Annotated in this window: 28 protein-coding genes; 8 read left to right on the top strand and 20 right to left on the bottom strand. The window is 60.6% G+C overall.

Features of this window, described 5'->3' with window-relative positions; genetic code table 11:
* Positions 1–55: 55 nt before the first annotated feature.
* Positions 56–823, top strand: coding sequence for an SDR family oxidoreductase (locus G9X68_RS27240; RefSeq protein ID WP_065284165.1), 768 nt, complete (start codon positions 56–58; stop codon positions 821–823).
* A 39-nt stretch (positions 824–862) separates the two neighbouring features.
* Here G9X68_RS27240 and G9X68_RS27235 read toward each other — a convergent pair whose 3' ends face one another.
* From G9X68_RS27235 to G9X68_RS27205, 7 genes are all read right to left on the bottom strand, one after another.
* Positions 863–1,693 carry a shikimate dehydrogenase family protein gene (locus tag G9X68_RS27235; RefSeq protein WP_171605026.1) on the bottom strand — a complete coding sequence of 277 codons (831 nt, stop codon included), beginning with the start codon at positions 1,691–1,693 and terminating at the stop codon, positions 863–865.
* Positions 1,694–1,697: 4 nt separating this feature from the next.
* Positions 1,698–2,765 carry a Gfo/Idh/MocA family protein gene (locus G9X68_RS27230; RefSeq protein WP_171605025.1) on the bottom strand — a complete coding sequence of 356 codons (1,068 nt, stop codon included), beginning with the start codon at positions 2,763–2,765 and terminating at the stop codon, positions 1,698–1,700.
* Between the two features lie 44 nt (positions 2,766–2,809).
* Positions 2,810–3,574: an amino acid ABC transporter ATP-binding protein gene (locus tag G9X68_RS27225; protein WP_280526523.1), complete on the bottom strand. Its 765-nt coding sequence runs from the start codon at positions 3,572–3,574 to the stop codon at positions 2,810–2,812.
* A 53-nt stretch (positions 3,575–3,627) separates the two neighbouring features.
* Positions 3,628–4,269, bottom strand: a complete 642-nt coding sequence (locus tag G9X68_RS27220) for an amino acid ABC transporter permease (RefSeq protein WP_171605023.1) — start codon at positions 4,267–4,269, stop codon at positions 3,628–3,630.
* A 10-nt stretch (positions 4,270–4,279) separates the two neighbouring features.
* Entirely contained in the window at positions 4,280–4,948 is a 669-nt protein-coding gene (locus tag G9X68_RS27215; RefSeq protein ID WP_017991876.1) for an amino acid ABC transporter permease, read from the bottom strand.
* Positions 4,945–5,394, bottom strand: coding sequence for a type II 3-dehydroquinate dehydratase (locus tag G9X68_RS27210; RefSeq protein ID WP_171605022.1), 450 nt, complete (start codon positions 5,392–5,394; stop codon positions 4,945–4,947). Before G9X68_RS27210 ends, G9X68_RS27215 begins: the two co-directional genes overlap by 4 nt.
* 267 nt (positions 5,395–5,661) lie before the next feature.
* Entirely contained in the window at positions 5,662–6,492 is an 831-nt protein-coding gene (locus tag G9X68_RS27205; RefSeq protein WP_129419369.1) for a transporter substrate-binding domain-containing protein, read from the bottom strand.
* A 248-nt stretch (positions 6,493–6,740) separates the two neighbouring features.
* On the opposite strand from G9X68_RS27205, the gene G9X68_RS27200 reads away from it, so the two are divergent.
* Positions 6,741–8,636, top strand: a complete 1,896-nt coding sequence (locus tag G9X68_RS27200; protein ID WP_171605021.1) for a bifunctional sugar phosphate isomerase/epimerase/4-hydroxyphenylpyruvate dioxygenase family protein — start codon at positions 6,741–6,743, stop codon at positions 8,634–8,636.
* A gap of 8 nt (positions 8,637–8,644) precedes the next feature.
* Here the strand turns inward: G9X68_RS27200 and G9X68_RS27195 are convergent, their stop codons facing one another.
* Together G9X68_RS27195 and G9X68_RS27190 are read right to left on the bottom strand one after the other, a co-directional pair.
* On the bottom strand, positions 8,645–9,319 hold the full coding sequence (locus G9X68_RS27195) for a GntR family transcriptional regulator (RefSeq protein ID WP_131605632.1): 675 nt from the start codon (positions 9,317–9,319) through the stop codon (positions 8,645–8,647).
* A gap of 73 nt (positions 9,320–9,392) precedes the next feature.
* Positions 9,393–10,061 (bottom strand): GntR family transcriptional regulator, encoded by a 669-nt coding sequence (locus G9X68_RS27190; RefSeq protein ID WP_130696256.1) that lies wholly within the window; start codon positions 10,059–10,061, stop codon positions 9,393–9,395.
* Positions 10,062–10,558: 497 nt separating this feature from the next.
* Between G9X68_RS27190 and G9X68_RS27185 the strand changes: the two genes are divergently transcribed.
* The 3 genes from G9X68_RS27185 to G9X68_RS27175 all read left to right on the top strand — a co-directional run bounded on the left by G9X68_RS27185 (position 10,559) and on the right by G9X68_RS27175 (position 12,803).
* The gene (locus G9X68_RS27185) at positions 10,559–11,389 is read left to right on the top strand and encodes an MBL fold metallo-hydrolase (RefSeq protein WP_171605020.1); all 831 of its coding nucleotides are present in this window, start codon (positions 10,559–10,561) and stop codon (positions 11,387–11,389) included.
* Positions 11,390–11,536: 147 nt separating this feature from the next.
* A complete protein-coding gene (locus G9X68_RS27180; RefSeq protein WP_171605019.1) occupies positions 11,537–11,911 on the top strand; it encodes a GFA family protein in 375 nt (124 codons plus the stop codon).
* 25 nt (positions 11,912–11,936) lie between these two features.
* A complete protein-coding gene (locus G9X68_RS27175) occupies positions 11,937–12,803 on the top strand; it encodes an alpha/beta fold hydrolase (RefSeq protein ID WP_171605018.1) in 867 nt (288 codons plus the stop codon).
* Between the two features lie 124 nt (positions 12,804–12,927).
* On the opposite strand, the gene G9X68_RS27170 is transcribed toward G9X68_RS27175, so the two are convergent.
* Complete coding sequence (locus tag G9X68_RS27170) at positions 12,928–13,680, bottom strand: polysaccharide deacetylase family protein (RefSeq protein ID WP_171605017.1); 753 nt, start codon at positions 13,678–13,680, stop codon at positions 12,928–12,930.
* The gene (locus G9X68_RS27165) at positions 13,680–14,768 is read right to left on the bottom strand and encodes a glycosyltransferase family 4 protein (protein WP_171605016.1); all 1,089 of its coding nucleotides are present in this window, start codon (positions 14,766–14,768) and stop codon (positions 13,680–13,682) included. Before G9X68_RS27165 ends, G9X68_RS27170 begins: the two co-directional genes overlap by 1 nt.
* A 179-nt stretch (positions 14,769–14,947) precedes the next feature.
* On the opposite strand from G9X68_RS27165, the gene G9X68_RS27160 reads away from it, so the two are divergent.
* Positions 14,948–16,666: an adenylate/guanylate cyclase domain-containing protein gene (locus G9X68_RS27160; RefSeq protein ID WP_171605015.1), complete on the top strand. Its 1,719-nt coding sequence runs from the start codon at positions 14,948–14,950 to the stop codon at positions 16,664–16,666.
* Entirely contained in the window at positions 16,666–17,544 is an 879-nt protein-coding gene (locus tag G9X68_RS27155) for an FkbM family methyltransferase (RefSeq protein WP_171605014.1), read from the top strand. Before G9X68_RS27160 ends, G9X68_RS27155 begins: the two co-directional genes overlap by 1 nt.
* Before the next feature lie 48 nt (positions 17,545–17,592).
* Here G9X68_RS27155 and G9X68_RS27150 read toward each other — a convergent pair whose 3' ends face one another.
* The 9 genes from G9X68_RS27150 to G9X68_RS27110 form a co-directional block, all read right to left on the bottom strand.
* Positions 17,593–18,120 (bottom strand): hypothetical protein, encoded by a 528-nt coding sequence (locus tag G9X68_RS27150; protein WP_171605013.1) that lies wholly within the window; start codon positions 18,118–18,120, stop codon positions 17,593–17,595.
* An 88-nt stretch (positions 18,121–18,208) separates the two neighbouring features.
* Positions 18,209–19,108 (bottom strand): RDD family protein, encoded by a 900-nt coding sequence (locus G9X68_RS27145; protein WP_171605012.1) that lies wholly within the window; start codon positions 19,106–19,108, stop codon positions 18,209–18,211.
* The gene (locus tag G9X68_RS27140) at positions 19,105–20,181 is read right to left on the bottom strand and encodes a stage II sporulation protein M (protein ID WP_171605011.1); all 1,077 of its coding nucleotides are present in this window, start codon (positions 20,179–20,181) and stop codon (positions 19,105–19,107) included. The genes G9X68_RS27145 and G9X68_RS27140 overlap by 4 nt, the downstream gene beginning before the upstream one ends.
* Positions 20,181–21,500: a DUF58 domain-containing protein gene (locus tag G9X68_RS27135; RefSeq protein ID WP_171605010.1), complete on the bottom strand. Its 1,320-nt coding sequence runs from the start codon at positions 21,498–21,500 to the stop codon at positions 20,181–20,183. The genes G9X68_RS27140 and G9X68_RS27135 overlap by 1 nt, the downstream gene beginning before the upstream one ends.
* Positions 21,501–22,457 carry an AAA family ATPase gene (locus tag G9X68_RS27130; protein WP_171605009.1) on the bottom strand — a complete coding sequence of 319 codons (957 nt, stop codon included), beginning with the start codon at positions 22,455–22,457 and terminating at the stop codon, positions 21,501–21,503.
* A gap of 58 nt (positions 22,458–22,515) precedes the next feature.
* Positions 22,516–23,826 (bottom strand): hypothetical protein, encoded by a 1,311-nt coding sequence (locus tag G9X68_RS27125; protein ID WP_171605075.1) that lies wholly within the window; start codon positions 23,824–23,826, stop codon positions 22,516–22,518.
* Positions 23,827–23,830: 4 nt separating this feature from the next.
* Complete coding sequence (locus G9X68_RS27120) at positions 23,831–24,586, bottom strand: hypothetical protein (RefSeq protein WP_171605008.1); 756 nt, start codon at positions 24,584–24,586, stop codon at positions 23,831–23,833.
* A gap of 3 nt (positions 24,587–24,589) precedes the next feature.
* Positions 24,590–25,036: a DUF805 domain-containing protein gene (locus tag G9X68_RS27115; protein WP_171605007.1), complete on the bottom strand. Its 447-nt coding sequence runs from the start codon at positions 25,034–25,036 to the stop codon at positions 24,590–24,592.
* A 242-nt stretch (positions 25,037–25,278) separates the two neighbouring features.
* Positions 25,279–26,184 (bottom strand): NAD(P)/FAD-dependent oxidoreductase, encoded by a 906-nt coding sequence (locus tag G9X68_RS27110; RefSeq protein ID WP_171605006.1) that lies wholly within the window; start codon positions 26,182–26,184, stop codon positions 25,279–25,281.
* A gap of 129 nt (positions 26,185–26,313) precedes the next feature.
* Here G9X68_RS27110 and G9X68_RS27105 point away from each other — a divergent pair, with 129 nt between their 5' ends.
* Positions 26,314–26,769, top strand: coding sequence for an Rrf2 family transcriptional regulator (locus G9X68_RS27105; RefSeq protein ID WP_171605005.1), 456 nt, complete (start codon positions 26,314–26,316; stop codon positions 26,767–26,769).
* Positions 26,770–26,809 lie beyond the last annotated feature (40 nt).

The raw sequence follows: 26,809 nt of genomic DNA, 5'->3' as shown, positions 1-26,809 counted from the left end.
GCATGTAATGCCGGAAACCGGCTATGCAGAGTGCAATGAAATCAGGAGCAGCCTCGTGACCTTTCCCCTATTCGATCTCTCCGGCCGCCGCGCCCTCGTTACCGGCTCCAGCCAGGGCATCGGCCGCGCGTTGGCGGTCGGGCTTGCCGAGCATGGCGCTTCGATCATCATCAACGGCCGCAACGCGCAGAAGGCGGAGGCCGCCGCCGAAGATATCCGTCGCAGCCATCGCCATGCCGTCAGCGCCGCCTTCGACGTCACCGATGCCGAGGCCAGCCGCACCGCCATCGCCTATATCGAGGCGGAGATCGGCCCGATCGACATCCTCGTCAACAATGCCGGCATGCAGTTCCGCACACCGCTGGAGAACTTCCCGGTCGACAAATGGGACGAGATCTTTAAGACCAACGTCTCCAGCCTGTTCTATGTCAGCCAGCCGGTCGCCCAGGCGATGATTGCTCGCGGTCGCGGCAAGATCATCAACATCGCCTCCGTCCAGGCCGAACTCGCCCGTCCCGGCATCGCGCCCTATACCGCGACCAAGGGCGCGGTGAAGAACCTCACGCGCGGCATGGCGACCGACTGGGCGAAATACGGCCTGCAGGTCAATGCGATCGCGCCCGGCTATTTCCGCACCCCGCTCAACCAGGCGCTCGTCGACGATCCGAAGTTTTCTGGCTGGCTGGAAACCCGCACGCCGGCCGGCCGCTGGGGCGAGGTCAAGGAGCTCGTCGGCGCCGCCGTCTTCCTGGCCTCGGATGCCTCCTCCTTCGTCAACGGCCATATGCTGACGGTCGACGGCGGCATCACCGCCTCGCTCTAGAACAGGATGTCGTCCGACAACCGCTCACACTTTTCGACATCATCCGAGTTTGGCGATAGCCCGCAGATTGTCGGCCGTCGTCGTTGGGAATTCGAAGAATTCGAGATAGGCGGGGATCTGTTCGAATAACATGTCCGTCCCAACCTGAAATGCGCAGCCGCGCGCCCGCACGGCCTCGAGAAAAGGGGTTATCTCCTTCGTCATCACGACTTCACCGACGAAGGTCGATGGGGAGATGCGGTCGATATCGATCGGCAGCGGGTCACCCCGTCGCATTCCGAGAGGCGTCGCATTGACGACAATGTCGAAACCTGCCGGATCGGCGGAGCCGACCGTCACTTTAAGCTGCGGATAATATTTCTTCAGCCTCTCCAGCAGCGCGGTCGCGGTCGTCTCGTTGGCGTCGAAGATGGCGAGATGGTCCACGCCCGCCTGTGCCAACGACGCCGCGATCGCCGAGCCGACGCCGCCGGCACCCGCAATGAGCGCACGGGCTCCTTCAACCTTTTTACCCTTGCGCAACACGCCTCGAACGAAGCCCTCGCCATCGAACATGTCACCGATCAGCCTGCCGTCCGAACCGAGACGCACTGCATTGCACGAGCCGGCGACTTTCGCGTTGGTCGATGTTTCGTCGAGCAGCGCCATCGTCGAAATCTTGTGCGGCATGGTGATGAGAGCACCGTGGATATTGGATAGCCGGAACAGAAGTTTCAGAAACGCCGGATAGTCCTCCGGCCTGCAGCCCATCGGCACGACGACGGCATCAATTCCGTTCTTCTCGAAATACGGATTGTAGATCAGCGGGGCCTTGAAGGACTCCGTCGGATAGCCGAGGTGAGCGATGAGCTTGGTCGTCCCGGTGATCATGTGGTCAGACTTTCTGGGGATCGGAAGAGGCGCTGACGTTGGAGAGGTGGATCATCTGCCCCCAGCGCGCCGATCTCTTGATCGCTTCGACGACCCTGAGCGTAGCAAGGCCCTCCCGGCCACTCACCAGAGGCATGGCATCGCCACGAATGACGTCGCAAAAATGTCTGAGCTGAACGCAAAGAGGATCGGCTGCTGCATAAGGCACCCGCTCCTGGGCAAGCTGCTCCAGCCAATCGGGCCTCGAAGGGCTCGTCCAAAGCGTCAGATCTGGAATTCCGAGCGAACCCTTGGTGCCGCCGATCTGGTAGCAGAATTGATCGTAGCGGGGAAAGGCAGGGTTTTCGCCGGTGGTCGTCTCCCAGCTCCAGGGCGCCGCCACGGCATCACTGCCGGTGAGAGTGGCAAGCACCCCACTTTCGAAACGCAGCGTCACGACAGCCGTATCCTCGACGGCATGGTTGCGCACGGCGTGGGATTCCATCGCATGGACGGCTTCGACCTCGCCGAAGAAATATCGGAAGAGGTCGACATCGTGGATCAGATTGATGAAGACCGGGCCGGCGCCCGCTTCGCGCCGCCAGGGGATGTCGAAATACTCGTCGGGCTTGGCGACCCAGAACGTGCCGTGCACCGTGATGATCCGGCCAAGCCTTCCGCCGTCGACGATCTGTTTGACAGCCTGGATCATCGGATTGTGGCGCCTGTGATGGCCGACCAGAAGCGGTATGCCCGTCTTCTCGCCGGCGGCAACCAGTGCCGCTGCAGCATCGACATCGTCGGCGACCGGTTTCTCGATCAGGACAGGGATGCCGGCAGCGACGATCTCCATTCCGTTCTCAACGTGGAGCTGGTTCGGCGTTGCCACGATGATGCCGTGAGGCCAGTCCTCAACGCGGATGTCGGAGAAGCTCCGGTAGCATCGGGCGCCGACATTCTCGGCAAAGTCGCGACCGGCGGCAGAAGGATCGATCACCGCCGAGAGAACGGTTCCGGGCTCGGAAATAATTCGCTCGACGTGGCGCCTGCCGATGAGGCCGGCTCCCATGACTGCAATCTCTAGCGGCTTCATTGCCGGCTCCCATAATTTGCCAGAGGCATCGACCTTGAGAACCCTTACTTCCGCAGGATTTCTCCGAGGAATTTCCTGGTTCGCTCATGCTGTGGGTTCGTGAAGAATTCGGCGGGCGGGGCTTCCTCGACGATCGCGCCGCTGGCCATGAAGATCACGCGATCGGCGACCTGGCGGGCAAAGCCCATTTCGTGCGTGACGCAGATCATCGTCATGCCCTCATCGGCCAGCGCGATCATCGTATCCAGCACCTCCTTGACCATCTCCGGGTCAAGCGCCGACGTCGGTTCGTCGAACAGCATCACTTTCGGCCGCATGCAGAGCGCCCGGGCGATCGCGACACGCTGCTGCTGGCCGCCGGAAAGTTGGACCGGGTATTTGTCGGCCTGCTCCTGGATCTTGACCCGCTCGAGCAGCCCGCGGGCGCGTTCCTCGGCTTCCGCCCTGCCGACGCCGATCGCCTTCATCGGCGCCAACATGCAGTTCTGCAGCACGGTCAGATGCGGAAACAGATTGAACTGCTGGAAGACCATGCCGACCTCGCGGCGGATCGCATCGATGGTCTTGGCCTGGTCGCTCAGAACGATGCCGCCGACCCGGATTTCCCCTTTCTGGTAAGTCTCGAGATGGTTGATACAGCGAATGAGCGTCGACTTGCCGCTGCCGGAAGGGCCACATAGGACGATCCTTTCGCCGCTGCGAACCGTCATGTTGATGTCGTGAAGGGCTTGAAACGAGCCGTACCACTTTTCCACCTGCGCCATGGTGATCATGGGGTCTCCGGCTCGGGCAGGACTGGGACTGGTCATCGGTAGAACTCCATATTGGCGGGCTGGACCGCGTCGAGGACGAGGGATGCGGATCAGCGCGCAGAGGCGGCAAACTTTCGTTCGAGGCGGGCGCCAAGAATCGTCAGTGGGCAGCACATCAGGAAATAGAGAATGCCGACGATGCCGAAGACCGTCAGCGGCTGGAAGATCTGGTTGGAGATGATGTTGCCGGCCCGCGTCAGCTCGGTGAAGCCGACGATCGATGCAAGCGAGGTGCCTTTGATCAGCTGGACGAGGAAACCGATCGTGGCGGGCAGCGAGATGCGCAGCGCCTGCGGCAGGATGACATCCTTCATACGCGACACGTATCGGAGGCTGAGAGCCTTTGCCGCTTCCGTCTGGCCGCGCGGAACCGCTTCGATCGACCCGCGCCAGATCTCGCCGAGATAGGCGCTGGCGTGCAGCGTCAGTCCGATGGCAACGGCTACCCAGGCATCGAGCATCAGCCCCACCAGCGCCAGGCCGTAATAGACGACGAAAAGCTGCATCAGCAGCGGGGTTCCCTGGAAGACGGCGATGTAGCCGGCCGTGACGCGTTCCAGCAGCGGTATGCCCGAGGCACGGGCAAGGGCAACGCCGAGCCCTGCAATGCCGCCGCAGACAAAGCCGACGGCGGATAGGACCACGGTCCATTTCAGGCCGATCAGGAGGAAGACGAATTCTTCGTGACCCATGGAATTCCTCCTACTTGACCGGATATTTGAAGTAGCGCGCCGAAAACAGCGCGAAGATGCGCATCATCAGCCAGGAGATCACGAAATAGAAAACTGTGACGGTGAAGTAGACCTCGAAGCTGCGGAAGCTCTCCGACTCGATGCGCTGGGAAACGGAAGTCAGCTCGTAGGCCGAAATCGCCGATGCAATGCTTGTGGTCAGCGTCAGCAGGACGAACTGGCTGGTCAAAGACGGATAGATCGCCCGCAATGCCGGTTTGAGGATGATCAGCCGGAAAACCTGAGCCTTGTGCAGACCAAGGGCCAGACCCGCCTCCATCTGTCCCTTCGGGATCGACTGGACGCCGCCGCGAATGATCTCGATCGCGTAGGCGCCGCCGTTGATGCCGAGCGCGATAATCGCCGTCGGCGTCGGATCCAGTCTGATGCCCGTGAGCGGAAGCGCAAAATAGATGAAGAAGATCTGCACCAGAAAGGGCGTGTTGCGGATCAATTCGACGAAGGCGATGACCAGCCATCGCGCCGGCTTGAGAGCAGAGTCGCGGAGCGCAACCCCGCCAATTCCGATGATGATCGCCAGCAGCATCCCACAAATGGCAAGCAAGAATGTCCCGAGGCAGCCGAGCAGAAGGCTCGGCAGGCCATCTATGACCGGGGTGAAATCCAACTTGTAGTTCATGCCTTCGCTGCTCCCACCATGCCGGCCATTGCTTCTATGGCGAGTTCATAACCGCGGGGGCCAAAGCCGATCATGATGGCGGTGGCGACGCGCGAGACGAGGGATTTGTGATAGATCTCCTCGCGGGCATGCACGTTGGAAATATGCAGCTCGATCTTCGGCGGATCGAAGGTTTTCAGCGCATCGAGAAGAGCGATCGAGGTGAAGGTATAGCCGGCCGGATTGATGATGATGCCGCAGGCCTCTTTGCGGGCCTGATGCACACTTTCCACCAGCTCGCCCTCGAAATTGGTCTGGCGGAACTCGATGGCAAAGCCGAGACTGTCAGCCTTTGCGAAGCAGTTGTCCCTGATATCGGCCAGCGTCGTCGAACCGTAGATGGCGGGCTCGCGCTCACCGAGCAGGTTCAGGTTTGGTCCGTTGAGCACAAAGATGGTTCTGGTCATGTCGCGCACCTCAGGGCCTTGGGCATGGCGGTTGCGTTGACGGGCATCGGAATGCCCGTCTTGTTTGGTAAGAGCGGAGATCGCCGCCTGCCCCTCATCCGGCTGCCGCCACCTTCTCCCCGCTCGCGGGGCGAAGGGGATAGCCGCAACCTCTCCGTTCCTCTCCCACCTCTCGCAGGGCACGTCCCCTCGCCCCGTTTACGGGGAGAGGGTTAGGGTGAGGGGCAGCCTCGACGTGAACCGGACGGCCGTGAGTAGAGAACGATGTCAGTTCGCCGCGAACGGAATGCCTTCCAGCGTTTCCGGGAATTCCGGCACCGGAACCTTCATCCACTTGTCGTAGACTGCCTTGAGTTCGCCGTTGGCCTTGATCTTGTCGATGAAGGTGTTGAGCGCCGCATTGATTTCCTTTTCGCCGAGACGGGTGCAAGCACCGTTGTAGAGCTTCTGGAATTCAAGCTTGTTTTCGAATTCGCCCGGACGGGCCTTCTCCACCCGGTCCATGTAGAAGATGTTGCCACCAAGCGTCTCGACCTGGCCGGACACGAGGGCCTGGACGCTCGCGGCGTCTCCATCATAGCGGCGGATGGTCGTGCTCGCCGGTGCGTTCTTGGTGACCTGCGTATCCTGGGCAGCTCCCTTGGCGACGCCGACCGTGAACTTGGCCATGTCGTCATTCGTCTTGATCTCAGCCGATTTCGGACCAATCAGAACGATGGCATTGGCAACATAGGGCTTGCTGAACTGCACGGCCTTTGCACGATCCGGCAGCATCGCCATCGTTGCGAAGAGAACGTCGACGCGGCCGGCGGTCAGTGCGGGAATGCGATTATTGACTTCAAGCGGCACGAACTCGACCGAAACACCCAGTTCCTTAGCAAACAGCGTTGCGATGTCGGCATCGAGGCCGTCCTGTTTGCCGCCGCTGGTCACAAAGCCCCAAGGCGGGTTGTCACCCTGAATTCCGACGATGATCTTGCCGCGAGCCTTGATTTCATCAGGCGTGATGGCGGCGGCCGGTTGCGCCAGGGTGACGGCAGCCACCAGGGCCGCGGCTCCGAGCATCGCGTTTCGGCGCGTCAGCATAGATTTGAACATGTGATTCCTCCTCCTTTGGCGGTCACTCGACCGGACAGCCACCTCACCTTGACTGTGAGAGCAATGATTGCCAGAGACGAGCGCTCAAATCAACCGAGTTTTTTAAAATCATATGAGAATTTATAATAAGACACGCTATTTGAATTCCTCACGACATTTGCCATAATAGTAGCGAGCGGTTTTCGGGAACGCATCGTCGTGTTCGGCGCTCGTTATTAATCTCGCACGGATATCGGAAGGGCTTTGACATGAGGACCTCGATTGCGACTGTAACGATCAGCGGCGAACTCCCGGAGAAGCTCGAGGCGATCGCCCGGGCGGGCTTTGACGGCGTCGAGATCTTCGAAAATGACTTCCTCGCCTTCGACGGAAGCCCGGCCGATGTCGGAAAACTCGTCCGCGACCATGGCCTCGAGATCACTCTGTTTCAGCCATTTCGTGATTTCGAGGGCATGCCGGATCCGCTGCGAAGCCGCACATTTGACCGCGCGGAACGGAAATTCGACGTGATGCAGCAGCTGGGAACGGACCTGGTGCTCGTCTGTTCAAACGTCTCGCCGGCAGCCATCGGCGGCATCGACCGGGCAGCGGCGGACTTCCGCGAACTTGGCGAGCGTGCCGCCCGGCGTGGACTGCGGGTGGGCTACGAGGCGCTTGCCTGGGGCCGCCATATCAGCGACCACCGCGACGCCTGGGAGATCGTCCGTCGCGCCGATCATCCGAATGTCGGTCTTATCCTCGACAGCTTCCACACTTTGTCGCGCAAGATCGACGTCAATTCCATCCGCTCGATTCCCAAAGAGAAAATCTTCATCGTCCAGCTTGCCGATGCCCCGCTGATCGACATGGACCTGCTCTACTGGAGCCGCCACTTCCGAAACATGCCGGGTGAAGGCGACCTTCCCGTCACGGCGTTCACCGAAGCCGTCGCGGCAACAGGTTATGACGGCTATTTCTCCCTGGAGATCTTCAACGACCAGTTCAGAGGCGGTTTGTCGCGGGCGATTGCGGCCGACGGCCACCGCTCGCTGCTCTATCTTGGCGACCAGGTACGACGCCATCTCGGCATCGGCAGCATGACCGGAGCGGCGATGCCGGAAAGGCCCTCCGTCAAGGGGGTCGGCTTCGTCGAGTTTGCTACGGACGAACAGGATGAAGTCGAGTTGGTTGCATTGCTGCGCACCCTCGGATTCAAAAAGACGGCAATCCACCGCACGAAAAAGGTCTCACTTTTCGAGCAGGGCGAGATCCGGATCCTCGTCAATGTCGACCAGGCAGGATTCGCCAATGCGGCCTACGCCGTTCACGGCACTTTTGCATATGCCATGGCCCTGGTCGTCGACGATGCCGCCAAGGCGTATGAGCGCGCGCTTGCCTTGGATGCCGAGCCATTCGCCCAGCCTGTCGCGGAGGGTGAACTTGAACTGCCTGCCATTCGGGGTGTGGGGGGCGGAATCGTCTATCTCATCGACGACAAGAGCGCATTGGGTCGCTTCTCCGAAATCGACTTTCAGCCGGTCACCGACGACAGCGACACGCCGCCTGCAGGCCTCTTGCGCATTGATCACGTCGCCCAGACGGTCGGCTACGATGAAATGCTCACCTGGCTTTTGTTCTACACGTCCATTTTCGCGACGCGGAAGACCCCGATGGTCGATATCATCGACCCGGCCGGGGTGGTGCGCAGTCAAGTCGTCGAGAACGACACCGGGGCGCTGCGCATTACCATGAACGGCGCCGAGAATCGCCGCACCCTGGCGGGGCATTTCATCGCCGAGAAATTCGGGGCCGGCATCCAGCACCTGGCGTTTTTGACCGACGACATCTTTGCAACCGCAGAAAGCCTTCGTGTTTGCGGTTTCCGATCACTGCATATTTCGCCGAACTACTACGACGACGTCGAAGCACGCTTCGGCCTCGATCCTGCATTGACCGAGCGGCTGAAGGCGGAGAACATCCTTTATGACCGCGACGAGCATGGCGAATATTTCCAACTCTATAGCGGAACCTATGGAGAGGGTTTCTTTTTCGAGATCGTCGAGCGCCGCGGCTACCGAGGCTACGGCGCCCCGAACGCAATTTTCCGCATCGCCGCTCTGAAGAAACAGATGCGTCCGGAAGGAATTCCGAAAGACGCCTTTTGAGCTATGGTTTAGGCAATCCGGCCGCTCTTGAGCACATGCTCGACGCCGCTTTGAACGTGCCGTCTGACGACGTCGGTCGCGCCAGCGACGTCGCGCTGAATGGACAGCTCAAACAGAAGCCTATGGTCATCGACAACTGGCTTTCCGCGAAAACTCTCGGCCAACATGTGGTAGCGAAGAAAGCGGTCGAAGACCGACGACAATGTCGCCATCAGCGTCGCTGAATTGCAGGCGGAGACGATCGCCTGATGGAACTCCCAGTCGTATCGGACCCAGTCGACCGTCCGCGAGACGTCGCCCGCAAGGAGCTTGCGTTCAGCGGCGGCCAGCCGGTGATGGGCAGCGACGATGCGCCCCTCCCATTCAAGATTTCCCGCAGCGAAGGCAAGGCCGATCGCATGTGTTTCCAGAACGATCCTGAGGTCGGCGAGCTCGAGGAGTTCGCGGCGCGAAGCGGGGCTGACTTCAAAACCACGCTGCCCCTCGGCGACGACGAGGTTTTCCGTGGTCAGGCGGCTCAGGATTTCGCGCAGCGATGAAATGCCGATGGAGTAACGCTCCTTTGCCTGCTCCAGCTTGATCTTGGCACCCGGCGGCAATGTGCCCGATATGATGTCCTCGCGAATCTGCCGGAAGACGACATCGCTTACTGTTTCCGCCGGGTCGTGGACTTGCTTGAGCATGGCTTTTCCTGGTTTCGCCGAAATGCAATTTAGGTCGGGACCTGAAGCTCGAAGAGAAACGTCCGAACCATTTCTATCTCAGCGTCCCTCTCGCCAGCGCATGTTCGACCCCGCCTTGGATATGCAGGACAAGCACCCGCTTGGCCGTCTCTGCGTCACGTCGCAATGCCGCGTCCAAAAGCTGCTGATGTTCATTGGCCGCGACATCGCCTCGATAGGACAAGGCAACCATCTGATATCTGAGATATCTGTCGAAGATCACCGAATGCGTCTCCATCAGCAGTTTCGACCCGCAGGCGGATATCAGGGCTTGATGGAACTCCCAGTCGTAGCGCTTCCAGTCCTCGGCCCGGCTGGTATCACCTGAGGCCATAACCTGTTCCATCCGCGCCAATTTGTAATGCGCCGATACCAGCGGAGCCTCCCACTCAACGTCGCCATGCACGAACGACTGCTCCAGCGCATGTGTTTCCAGGAGAAGCCTCAGCGCCGCTGTCTCCTTGAGGTCTGAAACGGACACTGGGGACACTTCAAAACCTTTCTGCCCCTCCGCAACGACAAGCCCCTCGGAGGACAGCCGGTTCAGCACTTCCCGAAGTGTGCTGATGCTGGTCTCGTAGGACTCTTTCAGGCTTTCCAGCTTCAACTTTTGTCCGGGAGCCAGCCGACCGAAAATGATGTCGGCCCGAATGCGCCTGTAGCTGCTCTCGGCAATGGTCTCGTTGATAACCGGCTGCAACATGGCGAGTCTCTTATATTTCCTATATCGTCGGATATATCGCTTTCTGGCGTTCTCAATCAAGGAAACATTCGCACAATAGGAAGCACAATTTTCTCATATGAAGCTGGTTTTCCCGGAGAACCGGGTCGAGCAGGGTTGACCACAATACATGCGCCACATGTCGTTTGGGCCAGGCTCTTCGGCGCGGCTTTCGTGTTGCTTTAAAACTGGATTTTCGGCTCAACATGGCGGCAATTGTTTTTTCAATCGCGCGCAACCATCTAATAGGCATGACTTACGGGAAAATGTCCCCGCCCTCAGCAGCCTGTTTACCGAAAACCAACCATACCGGGTTGCTTTCCGAACCGAAAGCCGATTGCTTAGGAAAATCTACTTCTTCTTCCGCTAGCGGTTAGGAGAATGAAAGGGGGAACAGGCAAACCCGTGGAATTCTGCTGCTTCGCATCGGGATAAACTATGACTACGATGGCGATGCGGGAAGGCCGGTTTGAAGAACGATGACGACAGAACTGTTTCAGATAAAATTTTGGGGCGTCCGCGGCAGTATTCCCGTGTCGGGCCCCGAGTTCGATCGCTACGGCGGTAACACTTCCTGCATCGAAATTCGCTGCGGAAAACATCGGATGATCTTCGACGCGGGTTCGGGCCTGCGCGAGGCCGGGCTGTCGATGCTCGCCGACGGTGTCAGCGACGTCGACCTGTTCTTCAGCCACTGCCATTACGACCACATCATCGGCCTGCCCTTCTTCAAGGCGATCTATTATCCCTCGATCAACGTCAACATCTGGTCCGGCCATCTCGATGGCAAGATGAGCACGCGGGAAATGGTCGAGCAGTTCATCAGCCCGCCCTGGTTTCCCGTCAAGACCGACATCTGTCAGGCGACAATGAACTTCCGCGATTTCCATGCCGGTCAGGTGCTGACCCCGCACGAGGGCATAGAGATCAAGACCTTCATGCTGAACCATCCGGGCGGCGCTATCGGCTACCGCATCGAATGGCAGGGCCGTTCGATCGCTCTCGTCTATGACATCGAGCATAATCCCGGCAGCTATGATCCGGTCTCGCTGGAGATGATGCGGGACGCCGATCTCGTCGTCTACGACTGCACCTACAATGAAGACGAGATGCAGCGTTTCAAGGGCTTCGGCCATTCGACCTGGCAGCACGGCACCGAGCTTGCGAAAATGGCGGGCAGCAAGCGCTTCGCGCTGTTCCACCACGCCCCCTCCCGCACGGACGAACAACTGGCGGAGATGGAAACGCAGGCGCAGGCCGCCTTCCCCGAATCGTTTGCCGCCCGCGACAATCAGATCGTGGTGATCTAGCAGGCCGCCGAAGGCCGCCTTCATCTTGTCCAGTCGAAGCTCCTCGACAGATCCGTCGAACGGGCATGCCCGCGACGTCTCGACGGAACAGATGCCGGGCCGGACCGTTTTCCCGGCAACGCAAAATCAAAGAAACAGGGATCCGTCATGACCGTGCTTTCCGGAAAGTGTCTCTGCGGGCAGGTGCGCATTTCTGTCCGGGGCGAACCCTTACGCGTTGGAATCTGTCATTGCACGGACTGCAGGCAAGAAAGCGGTTCGGCTTTCACCTTTTACGGGATCTGGCCCGCCGGCCAATTCGAACATTCAGGGCAAACCGCCGAGTTCCAAGGTCGGCATTTCTGCACCGGTTGCGGCTCGCGGCTGTTTTCCGCCGATGACCAGGAGGCGGAAATCAAGCTTGGCATCCTCTCCGAGGCGCCGACGCCTCTGGTGCCGAGCTACGAACTCTGGATCAAACGCCGCGAGCCGTGGCTGCGACCGGTGGAAGGCGCCGAGCAGTATAACGAAAACCGAAAGTGAAGATAGATTTCTGAGGAGCTTCCCGATGGTCACTCTCGTCCGACATCGCTGGATGACGGTTGCAGGCGTCGAGACTTTTTACCGCGAGGCCGGCCGGGAAGATGCGCCGGTCTTGTTGCTGCCGCACGGATATCCCTGCTCATCCTATGAATTTCGCAATCTCATGCCGCGCCTTGCCGACCGTTGGCGCCTGATTGCGCCGGATTTCCCGGGTGCGGGCTACAGCGGTACGCCGGATGATTTCGACTATACCTTCGATGGATACGCCGCCTGGCTGGAGGCTTTCGTCGATGCGATGCATGTCGACCGTTTTGTCCTCTACCTCCACGACTTCGGCTCGCCGATCGGCGCCCGGTTGGCGATCAGGACCCCACAGCGCATCGCGGGGCTGATCATCCAGAATGGTGATATCCCCTATGAAGATGCCCTCGGACCGAAATATGCGGCTATCGAGGCGACGTGGACGCTTCCGAGATCGGAGATGAGGAAGGTGCTGGCGGAGGCGATCAGCGAGGAGACTTTCAAGGAGGAATTCCTCAACGATCTGCCGCCTCCTCTGGCCGATACCATCCCGCCCGATCTCTGGAAGCTGCATTGGTCGCTGATCACGCCGCGGCGCAAGGAAATCGCCATAGATCTAATCGCCGGACTGAAGGAGAACCGGGCCTGGTTTGCGGAACACCGCAAATACCTCAGCGAATACCGGCCGCCGACCTTGATCGTCTGGGGTCCGAACGACCACTACATGCCGGAAAAGTCGGCTCGGGCCTATCTGCGCGATCTGCCGGATGCCGAACTGCATCTGCTCGGCGGCGGCCACTGGCTGCTCGAGACGCATCTCGATGACGTCGTCGCGCTCATCCGCGAGTTCCTCGGGCGAGTGCACGCATGACCGCCGCTTTTGGCGACTGTTCCAGTGCATAACCCCGAAAATCGGAATCGATTTTCGGAAAGGATTATGCGTGGATTCAAAGTGATAGAGCGTCCTTGGCGCGTCTGAAAAGACGCGCGGCGCTCTATGTCTCGAGGAGCGCTGACGCCGGCGACCAGCGGACGGCGGGATGCCGGCCGGTCGTCGCGAACAGGGCCGACAGGAAATCCCATGCGGCCGTATCATGCACCAGGTGGTGGGTGAGCACGCCGACGGGCTCGTCGTTGCCGGCAAACCGGTCGCGAAGCTCGGCCACCAGTTCAGCTACCAATTCCGCCTCGGTCCGTCCGCCGCGGGTGCCGTGCCAGTCGATGATGTCGACATGGGTGTTGAGCAGCTGCACCGGGCCGTCCTGCGTTGCCCGCCCATAGACCGAAAGTGCTGCAAATCCGAGACCGGGCAGCGCCGGGATGAGGGCCGCGTCGATCCGGTTCCACGGCGGCACCAGAACCGGCAGGAAGCGGGCCGGATGCAGCCGCTGCAGCAGCCGGAACCCTTCACCCAACTCGCCGAGCACGACATCTGCCGGCCGGTCGCCGCCGAGTTCCTGCTTCTTTCTCTCCGGCCCCGCATGGTTCGTATGAGACCAGCCATGCACCGCGACAGCGACGGCTGCGTCTTCCACCAGCCGCGCGGCCAATGCCTCGCCGGTCAGGCCGGGAATGACGGCGAGCGTCAGCGGAACCTCGCTTTGACGGGCGAGCGTCATCAGCGTCTCCAGCGCCTGTGTCGGCTCGACGGCGTCGTCATCGCGCAGCCAGAACCGCGCCACGCGGCCGGCGGCCTGCCAGCGGTCAAGCTCGCGGCGCAGGGGGTCCCAGACTATCCCGTCGGTCATCACGTCACTCCTGTTGCTGCGCTGTCCCGCAAAATTCCGTTCAATAGCTGCGCCGCCATCGCAAGCGAGCGTTGCCCAAGCACGAAGCGCCGCGCCGCCTGTCCCATGGCGTCGCGCCTTTGCCTGTCGCCAAGCAGGCCAGCCACGGCCTCGGCGTAGGCGACGACATCGCCATCCGGCGTCAGCAGGCCGGTCACGCCAGCCTCGACCACCGTTGGCACGCCTGCCGTTTCCTGCGCGACGACAGGCAGGCCGGCGGCCTGGGCCTCCAGATAGGCAAGGCCATAGGCCTCGCCGCAGCCGGGCCAGACATAGATGCCGCCGCGTCCGAGCAGTTCGGCGATCTCGCCGGCATTGCGCTCGCCCAGCCATTCGATGCGGCCGGGAAAGTCGGCAAACAGCGCCTGCACCTCCTGGCGCATCGGACCATCGCCGATGACGGCAAGCGTCCAAGGCCGGTCTTCGATCAGCCGCAACGCTTTTGCAAGCATGACATAACTGTCCATCTTGTCGCCGGCCCGCATCATCGCGACCGTCATCAGCCGGCGCGGATCGGGCGCCGGCGACACCCTCTCGAACAACGCCGTGTCAATGAAGGGTTTCAATCTGGCAAGCCGCGCCTGCGGAAAGGCGGCCTCAAGCCCAGCCTGGTCACGCTCGGTGAAGCTGATATTGACCGCCGCCCGCATGATCGCCTCGCCAACCAGCTTCTGTGACGCTGCCCAGCCGGTTCGATCGCGTTTTGCCGCATAGGAGGCTTCGGCAGTGACATAGGGAATAGCGAATTCGGCTGATATCGCCAGCCCGAAGGGATCGGGCGATTTATAATAGGGGTGATAGCAGAACCAGAGTTCCGGTCGCGGCGCGGATTTCCATCTCAGCCACAGCCGTTCCAGCTCAGCGCCGATTACGGGTTCGAGCGCGGCTGCCGCCTCCGGTGTCGAGGCATAGGTGCGGAATTCGGAGACAATGTCGACCTGATGCCCGCCAAGCTCCAGCGCCCGGATCAACAGCCGCGCCATCAGCCGATCGCCTGACGGCACCGGATGGTTCGGCGATTTCATCGGCGCGTAGAAAGCCACCCGCATTGGGACACCTCAGGTAAGACACACTGTTTACAACTTTCGCGCCTGTCGGGAAAATTCCGCTATTGTCCCTTTGCCGAAAACTTGCGCATAAGCATATGGAATGTGATCGCGATTGAAGCAATTCCGCCTCTTTCCCAATCTCTATGGGCCTGCGGTTACATCGACAAGAACGGGAATGAATGACGACGGTCTCGGCCACAGGGATTTTTTCGGAGCGTACGATCAGAAGCGCGAGGCTCGGTTCCGGCCTCGTCATTTTCATCTTCGTCGTGCTGCATTTGTCGAACCATGCGATTGGCCTGATTTCCGTCGCCGCCGCCGATAAGGCCGCCCACCTCTTTCTGGGGATCTGGCGTAATCCTCTGGGGACCGCCATCTTCTATTCGTCGGTCCTCACACATATCGCGCTGGTACTGCGCGCCATCTATATGCGTCGCAGCCTGGTCATGCCGAAGGGGGAAATGGCGCAGATCGTGCTCGGCCTGATGATTCCGCTGCTGCTTATGGATCATGTCATCGGCACGCGCATCGCCCACGAGTTCTACGGCTACATCGATGATTACGAGACGGTCGTCAGCATGCTCTGGATCCGGAATCCGGCGAACGGCGCGCGGCAGGCGCTCGCCGTCGTCGCCGTCTGGATCCACGGCTGCATCGGCATTCATTTCTGGCTGCGCTACCGCTCCTGGTATCCGGACTTCGCACCGCTCATGCTGGCGCTCGCCATCCTCGTGCCGGTTCTCGCGCTGCTCGGCTTCGTCGAAATGGGCCGGACGCTCGCCGACCCTTCCTACCAGCGGTCAATGACGGTCAGCGCTTACAAGGAGGGCGTCAACACCCGTTACGCCTCGAACCCGGACGTTCGCCGGCAGGTCGCCATGATCCGCGCCGGGCTCTACGGCGCCTTCTCGGCTTCGCTGCTCATCGTCGTCGTCGCCCGCGCCCGGCGCAAGCTGAAAGAGCGGCTCGACCAGGTCGCCGTGCATTATCCGGGCGGCGAGGTGATCCGTGTGCCGCGCGGCTTCTCGGTGCTGGAAGCGAGCCGGCTCGGCGGCCTGCCGCATTATGCCGTCTGCGGCGGCAAGGGCCAGTGCTCCACCTGCCGGGTGCAGATCCTTGGCGATTACGAGAGCCTGCCTGCCCCCGACAAGATGGAACAGACGACTCTGAAGCGCATCAATGCCGGCCCCGATGTCCGGCTCGCCTGCCAGCTTCGTCCGAACCGTGACGTTGCCGTCGCGCCGCTTCTCGTGCCGGCGATCGAGGCGGCGCTTCCGGCCAACAGCCAGGAGACCAGCCCCGGGCGCGAGCGCGAGATCGCCGTGCTCTTCGTCGATATCCGCCATTTCACCACGCTGACGGAAACTCGCCTGCCCTTCGACGTCGTCTTCCTGCTGAACCGCTATTTCGCCATCATCGGCAAGGCGGTGGAGCAGTCCGGCGGTCGGCTCGACAAGTTCATCGGCGACGGCGCCATGGCGCTCTTCGGGCTCAACACGGCGCCGGAGGAAGCCTGCCGCCAGGCGCTTAACGCGGCCGCGGCGATCGTCGCCGAGATCGAGAAACTCGCCGCCGAGCTGGCCGACGAACTGGCGCTGCCGCTGCGCATCGCGATCGGCATTCACACCGGCCCTGCCGTCGTCGGCACGATGGGATATGGCCGGGTACGCAGCATGACGGCGATCGGCGATACCGTTAATGTTGCGAGCCGGTTGGAAAGTGCTGCCAAGGAGTTCGAGGCGGCGATCGTCATCTCCGAACCGGTGGCGAACCTTTCCGGTGCTAATCTCTCCGGCATCGAAAGCCGTGAAATCAGTGTGCGCGGCCGGGCCCTGCCCTTGAAAGTTTATGTCATTCCGAGAGAGAAAGCAGCAGAACCGCTCGAAGGAAAAGTCTGATGCCCGGCAAGCCCTGGTTGACCGCCAAATACTGGAGCCGCCGGCTGCGTAAGGCGCGCAATGCCGCCGCTTCGCGCTTCTTCGACACCCGCTTCGGCCGCCGCCTGCTGATCGAGAATGTCGGCCCGCGCGTCGTCTCGATGACGGTCGATACCGGCGACCACCTGATGACCTTCTCGCCCGCCGACTATATCGGCCGCAAGGTGTTCCGGAAGGGCCATTTCGAGCGCGACGCCGTCGACCGGCTGATCGTCATCCTGCGCGAGCGCGGCCTCTTGCGAAAGGACGCGACGCTGCTCGAGATCGGCGGCAATATCGGCACCCAGACCGTCTATTTCGCCCTCAGCGACACCTACGCCCATATCGTCAGCATCGAGCCAGATCCGCGCAATTTCCCGCTGCTTCAACTTAACATCCGCCAGAACCGGCTGGGGGAAAAGGTCCGGCTTGTCCATTGCGCCGCCGGCGAGAGCGAAGGCGAGATCGACTTTTTCCTCAACCTCAACAATCACGGCAAGAGCAGCGCCATCCGCCAGAGCCCGAGCGACAGGAAGATCAGCGTGCCGGTGAAACCGGTCTCCGAGATCCTGGCCGGGCTGTCGATCGACCCGGCCGCAATCGGCCTCGTCTGGATGGATATCGAGGGCTACGAGCCGGTCGCCTGCCGGTCGATGCAGCCGCTGCTTGCTCGCCGCGTGCCGCTCTACATGGAATTCACGCCGCTCTTCTACGGACCGGAGGGAACGAAAGCCTTCATATCCATGCTGTCCGGCTTCTACGAGGATTGCCTCGTCCTCTTCGAGGACCGCGAGGTGGAGATGAAGGTTCGCGACCTGCCGGGCGAGTTCGATCAGTACAACGTGCTGTTTTTGCCTTAGCTGTTTGATCGCGACGATGACATCTGTTCGCAATGTGCAGGACCGTTGTTAAAATTCTTCGCGCTCCCCCCAACGTCCCCTGACGGCATATAGAGCCAGGAGAGACATTGAGCCTATCAATCCGCTCCACACGCAAGCAAACCAGAACGCGGCATAGTCGAGAGGCCCGAATAGGCTGACGCCAACTTCGCATTTTTGGTTGGAGCAATGGGCGGGGACGTAGGCTGCGCCGCAAATTGCCAACGATGCGGCAGCGAGCCCGCAGATCCCGTATAGAAAAGCTTTTGCGCTAGAGAATTTTGGGTTGCCGATATACTTGACGCGCAGCCTCTGCATGAAAAATAGCGACAAGCAGAGGCAAGGAACTGCTGTTGCCAGTACAGCCACGGACACGGAAGCCGGTGACCTTTTGAAAAAGATGACAAAAATATTGGCATAGAGGTACGCTAAAGCAGGAACGCATGTGACTGCGGAAAACCAGGTCCTTGGATTTTCACGAAACATGATCCAAAGAGCGCCAAGCGCGAAAAACACCGGCACGGGCGGGAAATGCCAATTCAAAAGCAACTTCAACAAGGCGAACCTGATCCTATCTCGGCGTATAAGTCTTGTGCACTCAGGAACGAATGGCCGCTGTCCTAACGAGGCCACCATACAGCTCGCATCAAACGAGTTTCTTCGCCTCTGATCGCGAATGCTCATGATATTTGTTTTCGCGAAGCGTGCCGAAAAGCTTCAAGCTTTCCAGATGCTCGCGCTGGGCGCGGTAGAACTCATTCAGGAAAACCAGTTCCTGGCCGCGCTTCACGGTGTCTTCATACCGGATCCTTCGGGTAATGGTTCGCGCGATCTGTTCGATCTCTTTGTGATTGGACGTCTTTGTCGAGTCGCGAAGCACGTCCTCTAGCGTCTGCAGCTCATATTTGCCGTAGACATCGAGATGCTCGGCCAAGAATTCGAATTCCGCCTGCGACGAGACGGCGGCAGGAGCAGACAGCGCGAGGTCGGAGAGCAGCACGGAGCGCGGAGTGTCGACCACCAGGGTGCCGGCAATGATGTCGCCAAGCCTTTGCCGGCGTCGGTTGGTGAAGGGGACGATGACCACCACCAGAAGCCAGAGGCTCGTCAGACCGTTTTCCCAGGCCGACTGCGTGCCGACCGAAGCCAAAAGGCCCATGGGGGCAAAAATCTCCACCTGTTTCATCAGGTTGCGTGCGGTCACCTGGTGCGGCGTGAGCCGCCGTCCGTCCATGTTGATAACGCGGATGCCCGTGATTCTTTTTCCGAGCGTGCGTCCGTTCCAGATGAGCTCCGAGAGAATGTAATAGGGGGTTTGCACCAAAAAACCGAGCATCATCAAGAGCATCGCCTCCGCCGTCATGGGCAGCACGCCTGTAAAGAGGATGGCGATAGAAACGATGAATATGATGATCGAGGTAAAGACGATGTCGAGGAATTGCGCGCCGAAACGGGTTCCGATCGAGGCAATGGCGAAGGTGATCGGGACGCCCTCCGGCGGGATGAACTGCTCGACCCGCTTGCCGTCCTTGTCTGTCCGGTTCATCGCACGGCCTCACGCGAAGCTGTGCTTTCGCGGCCTCCAAGCAGCAGCCAGCCCACCCAGAAGAGGCCCATCCCCCAGCCGATGACGATGCGCCAGAGCGGATCCTGTATCAGCTGGCGTAGGAACCCTTCGATGAAGGCTGCCACGACGAGCATCAGTGCTGCGAGGATGGCGAGCTTGACGGCATCATGCGCCTGGTGACGCAAGGCTTCCTTTCGCGTTCTGGCACCGGGAAGGAGAACAGCAAGTCCGAGCCTTGCCCCACCCGCGCAGGCAATGGCGATTGCCGCAAGCTCGGTCACGCCATGGATTGAGAGCCAGGCGAAGACGTCGTAACCCAGCCCCCTTTGATCAAACATGGCGAAAAACGCGCCGAGGATCAGACCATTATAAAAGGTCAGGATGAAGCTCGGCACCGACACGAACACACCCAGCGTGAAGATCAGGATGACGATGGTGGTGTTGTGGGAAAAGAGAAAGGCGGAAAATGCGGCCAGCCGGTCGCTGTCATGCCCTTCATCGCCATAGATGGTCGAGCGGAGGTAATCAGTCGAGGCATCAGGTGTGCGCTGGTCGGCCATCTCCGGCGGCACCAAGGTATAGAACCAGCTCGGGTCGTTGGTGCAGAGCCTGTATCCGGCCAGCGCGCCCAAAATGAGCGCCAGGAAGCCGATGAACAAAGGCAGGGCCGAGCGCCGCACGGCCTGGGGAATGCCGTGCAACAGCAGGCGCGACATCAGGCCGCCCAGGCTTTCCTGCGGAGCGTAGACGACGAGATAGGCCCGGGCACAGAGGCTTTCCAGATAGGCGATCAGGGCGCGATCGAGAGAAATATCGCGCGCCACGCTCAACGAGTTCATCGCCTGCCTGTATCCGGTGGCGAGATTGCGGACTTCATCATAGCCGAGCGTGGCCGCGCCCCCTTTCTCGGCACGCGTTACGAGTTCGTCCAGTTGACGCCAGTGCGCCTCGCGTTCCAGCCGGAAACGGGCCGAGCGAAGCGTATCGTTGTGGCTGGCGCTGACATTGACTGTCGCGCCCTTATCCATCCTGCCGTCGATACCGATATCCATTATATCATCTCACGGGATTTGATTTCGATGTAGCGCGCAATGAGATCCGAGGTCAGTGCCTCCGGCGTGCTGTCGAGGCAAAGCACGCCGAGACGCGCCAGCTTTTCCATGACGGCGCGCCTTTCGTGAAGGATCTGGCGCGCCGCGACCGAGCGAGCGACGGCATCGAGAGTCGTTTCCTCTGGTTCGATGAGCTTGGCCAGCATCGGATCGCGCAAGGCGACATAGACGACGAAGTGATGCCGGGCGAGCACCTGTATGTTCTCGATCATCACCTCCGCCGTGATGGTATCGACGAAATCGGAGAATATCACAATCAGCGAACGTCGCTTCAGGCGTCCCGACAGGTGGGTCAGTCCCAAGGTATGGTTGGTCTCCTGAGTTTCGTAGCGCAGCCCGGCGCACACCGTCTGCAGCCGCGGAAAGGCTGCGCGTCCGGGCAAGGCCGGCACGAACAGACGCGGACGGCTGTCGAAGCTGTAAAAACCCACAAGATCGCCGGCAAGGCCTGCGCCCCAGCACATGGCCAGCGCCGCATTGATGGCGCGATCGAGCTTTGTGAAGCCGGCAAGCTGCTCGGCCATCAGCCGTCCGGAATCGACGCAGAGGATGATCTGGTGGTTTCGCTCGGCCCTCATCTCGCGCACGACGAGACTGCGCATGCGCGCCGACCGCTTCCAATCGATGCTGCGCGGATCCATTCCGCTTACAAATTCACGCAGTTGGTGGAACTCCGATCCCTCGCCGCGCAACCGCAAATCCTTCTGGCCGGCCTCCAGCGGCAGGATCTGGGTCTTGATCGCTCCCGACAGCACCGGCGATATGTCGGGCTGGACGGCGATCTCTTTCCCGACGGGCATCTTCGCAATGATCTCGAGCAGCTTCAACCGCGATGGCCACTTCAGCCACAGCTCGTTGACCGCGTATCGTCCTCGCCGGGTCAGATGAAGGTCCAGAGAAGCCTTGACCTCCCCTTCTCCGGCACCCGATGCAGGGTTGAGCCATCTGATTTCGCCGATGACGAGTTCGGGAGCGAGATCGAGCCGGATTTCGATTTTCTGAGGCAGCGCGCCCTTTAGCGGCCGGATGCCGACCGTAAACGCGGTGGTGTGGCCGACAAAGCCTTGCGGCGGCAGATCGAAATCGATCGTCATCCTGCCAGCCAGGTTGGAGATGACCAGATCGGCGACCGTCAGGGCTGCAAGGGCAAGCCACATGAGGAGCAAGAGGTAGCTCATGTCGCGCCACCACACGCTGGTGAAGACCGTCACCGCGGCGGACATCAGAACGAGCGCGATCAGAGTGGAGGATGGCCGCATTTAACGGGGCGCATCCACGCGGTTCATGATATTGCGCAGCACCTCGTCCGGCGTGCGCCCGTCAATTTCCGCCGAGGGCGAAAGCACGATGCGATGGCGCAAGGCAGGCACCAGCAAGGCCTGGACATCGTCCGGCAAGCCGTAATCCCTTCCCTCGAAAGCCGCGCGCACGCGCACTGCCGATGCAACAGCGTCGGCCGCGCGGGTGGACGCGCCGTAGAGAATGTCGGGATCGGAGCGCGTGGCGCGCACAAGGTCGACGATATAGGTCAGGATCGTGCTGTCCAGATGGATGGCATCGATCAGCGCGCGGCCCTCGGCGAGTGCGGCACTCGTGACAAGCGGACGGATGCCAGCATTGCGCAGGTCTGATTTCAGCGCCTGCGTCGCGTGTTTGGACAGAATGGCAATTTCCGTATCGCGGCTGGGAAAATCGACGACAAGCTTGAACAGGAAGCGATCGAGCTGCGCTTCGGGCAGAGGATAGGTGCCTTGCTGCTCGATCGGGTTTTGTGTGGCAAGCACGAAGAAATCCGGCCCCAGGGAATAATCGATTCCATCAAGCGTGACCATCCGCTCGTTCATCGCCTGAAGCAAAGCCGATTGCGTCTTCGGGGGGGCGCGATTGATCTCGTCGGCCAGCAGAATGTCGGTAAAGACTGGGCCCTTGGTCAGGTGGAACTGATTTGTCTGGAAGTTGAAGAGATTGACGCCCAGAACATCACCGGGCATCAGGTCGGGCGTGAACTGGATACGTCGATATTGCAGCGCCATGGCGGCGGAGACAGACCGGGCCAGCAAGGTTTTGGCCGTGCCGGGCGGACCTTCGACAAGGCAGTGCCCGCCAGCGAAGATCGAGATCAGGACGAGATCGATGATCGCATCCTGCCCCTGCACCGCTTTGCCGATTTCACCACGAACCGCGGCGATAAGATCGCGAAATTCACCTAGATCCAAGGTCAATGCTCCCTGGAGCATGATGCCGAAAAGCGTAGGCGCTCTTCGGCATCATGCTCTAATTCTTTGATTTGGAAGAGGATTCAGATTTCAGGCCGACCGGCCTGAAATCATCCTGCTCCAGCGATTTTCTGAATGTCTCGAGATTGCGGTGCAGGCTCGCCCGCGTCATCAGATGTCCACGATCGATCAGCGCCTGCGCCGACGAATGCAATGCCTTCGCCGCCGCCGGATCGCGGCGCGCCAGGCGTTGAAACAGCCGCGCTATGCCGGCCTCGTTTCCGGCTCCGGGGCCGAAGAGCTGCTGCGCCTTGTCCGCAAGCAGATGCAGCACGAACTGCCCGGTCATCCGGCCATCATTGCCCGACAGGCGGAGCAGACGCGCCATCGCTTCGATCGCGGCGGTCTTCGACAGCTCGGTGTTTGCGGATGCCTCGGGCAAAGCCGGCCCGAAGCGATAGGCACCGCGCCAGAAGCAAATGGCCGCAACGACGATCAGCGCTCCCCAGATGACGGACAGCGGATAAGCGAAAAACCGCTTAAAATCGGAGGCCGAGCGCTCGTAAGTCCGGCCCTCATTCACCGGTTTCTCGCTATCCAAAGGCAAGCCGGCCGTATCCAGAAAGACCGGCCGTTTCTCGCCCGCGCCGCGCAACAGCGTGACGAGCGACACGGCAAAGGAGGCGTTATCGGCGAGAGCCAATCCGTGATTGTTCAGCAGGTCCGGATCCGACAGCAGATAGACGTTTGGGTCGTCCTCGCCACGCAGGAGCAGTGCACCCGACGCTGTGCCCGCGAGCTCCTCCCAACCGCTCGGGAGGCTCGATCGTTCGAAGGTTTGCGCCTGATAGAGGGCGATCTTGATGGGCTGGCCCGGTTTCAGCTGCGGCTGCGCCTCTGCAAAATCGGTGCTGCTGCGGGCGAAGCCAAAATCTGAATAACCGATCGTGTCGAGTTCGCCGCCGATATCGGCGAGATCGACCAGTCTCGATGTGCTGGCAACACCATCCGTCGACACGCTGCCGCGCCATTTCGGCAAAATGATCAGCGTCGGCAGCGCATAGCGGTTTGACTCCCGGATCGGGCTTTCCGGGCCTGCGTCATCCGCTTCCTCGTTTGCCTGAGGTGCGACAGCCTCGCCTTGGCCTATCGACAAGGGAATGATCCGCAGCGAGATTTCCGAACGTGCCCGGGCGACATGGGGATCGGATCGGACGACAGGTATACCCTTGGCTTGCAGCCACGATTCCAACCCCTTGTTGCCGAGCGGCGAGCGGTCGAAATCGCTGCCGCGCGACAGCGCAAAGACTGCCAGCGCCGCCAGCGCAAGCACCAGCCCCAGAAACAGAAGAGGCCCCGAGTTACGCATTGAGTTACGCATTGGGGGCCACCCTGCCTGATGACAGCAAGCCGCGCGCGGTCGTCAGAAGGACGCCGAAATGGCTCTCCGCAAGCGTGCGGCCGCCGTAATGAACGAGCTCCACTGCGGTCAGAAAATTTTCGAGGCGATCGCGGTCAGGCATATCGTCAGGCAGGCGGGCGAAAACGGCCCGTTCCGTATCCGAGCGGAAAAGCCGCGTTCCCGTCACGACAGCCGCGTGAAGCAGGCAATGTCTGAGCAGCAGGACCAGCGCCTGCCGGCGATCCGCCATGGCGGCAATGCGCTGCAGGAAGTCGCTCGGCTTTTCCTCGGCTTCGTCTGCGGATGTGCGCCAGCTTTCCGGCGCCTCCCCCTGCCGCTTGATGTCGCGTGGAGCAGACGAGAGCAAGACACCGCCATTTCCGAAGCGTATCCACAAGCCGACGGCCACGATGAGACCGACAAGCACGATGGCAACCGCCAGAGGACCGCTGACGATCGGCTCTCGCGGGATCATCAACGGCTGGCGTTGCGGCGACGATTTTGTCGTGTTCGATGCCGGCTCGGCTTTTGCAGAGGCGTCGCCATAGACGAGCGTGCAGCGCAATCCATTCTGCTGGCACTGCGCGGCATACTCGGCTCCAACGGCGCTCCTTTGATGATCGCCGCCAACCTGCTGACTGTCGCTGTCTTGCGCCCACGCGGGCGAAAGCTGTGCCGAGATGGCGAGCAACAGAGTCACCAGCGGGCCGAGATTGCGGATGATCATACTCTAGGCAAAGACCTCTACTCGCGCTTCAAGACGCAGCGGATCCGGCCCGAATTTGTTCGGACCTTCCGTGCCCGGAAGCAAGCAGATCACCAGGATCGCGATACCTGCAATGACATTGAGGTAAGGAACGAAGCCGCCGACGAACACCGCGAGATACCACCAAGCGGAAATATTTCGATCATGGAAGCGGCGAACCTGAAGAGCCACTTGTGGTAAAAACATTGCGAGCCAAGTCAATCCGCCGATGAACAGGAGGAGGCCGACTGGTGGCGGAACTCCGTCCCGGAAATCGGAAAAGCTCGAGGTAACAAGGCAAACGATTCCGATCGCGAACAGCACCGCGAAATAGAATAAAACAAACCACCAATATTCCGACCGGGAGGCCCTGCCCGAAAAAGTTGCATATTTCTGCACAAGAGCCGTCCCAACAGCTTCAGTGAACCCCAACTCGATGCCCCCGTTCTGCGTGCTGCGCGTCTGCTATTGTCTCACCACGGTCGTCGAGCGACAGTAGCTGCGGCTGAAAAACAGCTACAATTCAAACGTAGAAATTGCAATAAGTCGGTTACGTCGGCTCGTTATTTTCAAAGCAATGATTAACGCGTATTTGTCACCTCGGTGACGAGGTGGACGTGAAGGTCCCCGACCTGCTGGGGAAGAATTCAACCCGTTTAACTTGCTTTTTAGCCTTATGCGGCCGACTGCATGACAAGCGATTGATGGCAGTGCACCCCGGCGAGTACACCTGAGGCGGAGGCGAGCGCGGCATTGTGCATGGCGCTTGCCGCATCGCCGGCGGCGAAGACACCCTTGACGATGGTTTCCTTGTTGTCGCCGATACGGATGACCGGTCCAAACGGCCCGTCGTCGAAGGCGCAGCCGAGCTGTTCGGCAACTGGGCTCGCCATCGTCGTTTTCGGCGCGACGAAGACGGCATCGAGCGGCAGGATGCGGCCATCGGCGAGGCGAACCGCCTCAAGCTTCGGATTGTCGCCCAACAATTCCACGATAGGGCTGCGTTCGATCCGGACGCCACGGGCAGTCAGCTTCACCAATTGCTCTTCATCGGGCTCGAATAGCGCCTGGGTGAAAAAGGTCGTTGCACCCCAATCCGGGATCATCATGGCAGAATGGGCCGAATGCGGATGGTTCGCGAGCACGCCGAGCTTGCCGCCGCTCACCTCAAAACCGTGGCAATAGGGGCAGTGCAGCGCGGAGCGGCCCCATCGCTCCTGCAGCCCGGGAATTTCGGGCAGCGTGTCGCTGACGCCGGTTGCAAGCACGATACGCGCGGCTCGTTCTTCGCCGCCGTCTTCGGTGCCGACGATGAACGCGTCACCATCGCTGTGCGCCCGGACGACTTTTCCCTCGCGGATGGTGATGGTCGGATAAAGCGAAAGCTGCCGTTTTCCCTCCCCCATGATTGCTGCCGGCGTCTGGCCATCCTGGCCGAGGAAGCCATGCGAGGCTTCAGAAAAACGATTGCGCGGCGCGCCGGCATCGACGAGCAGCACGCGCCGCCGCGCTCGGGCCAGCTGCATGGCGGCCGACAGGCCGGCAAAATTTCCGCCGATGACGATGGCTTCGAACGACATGGAACTCTCCTTTGATATAATTCATGCCTCAACATAAGTTACATGAGTTGCCGCCGTCAAGCATCATGTTACTTGTCTTGTTACGATCCGCTTGCGATAATGGCCTGTTCGATCGACAGGAAGAGAACCATGCGCAATGACAGCCGCCTTTCACGCATGCTGCACGTGCTGATCCACATGGATAAGCATCAGCATTCGGCGACCTCCGACATAATTGCAAAGATGCTGAACACCAATCCCGTCGTCGTCCGCCGCACCATGGCCGGCCTTCGCGAACAAGGCTACGTCCGCTCCGAAAAAGGCCATGGCGGCGGCTGGACGCTGGTGCGTCCCTTGTCTGACATTACCCTGCTCGACGTCTACCGCGCCATCGGCGAGCCACATCTCTTCGCCATCGGCCCGGCCGACGACCAGCCGCAATGCCTGGTGGAACAGGCGGTGAATGTCGCCCTCGGCGACGCGATGAAAGAAGCCCAGGCCCTGCTGCTGCGGCGATTGGACAGCGTGACGCTGGACAAAATCGCGGCCGACTTCGAGGCGAAACTGGCCACGCGCCCGGCCACATCCTATTCCTGCGCCTCCTGAGCGGGACGGCCGCGTCTGCTCGCAAGCGCACAAGGTGTGT

Source organism: Rhizobium changzhiense, from assembly GCF_013087625.1.
Lineage (GTDB): Bacteria > Pseudomonadota > Alphaproteobacteria > Rhizobiales > Rhizobiaceae > Rhizobium > Rhizobium sophorae.
The sequence above is the reverse complement of the archived record's forward strand: the minus strand, read 5'-3'. Positions and strand labels throughout refer to the sequence as shown.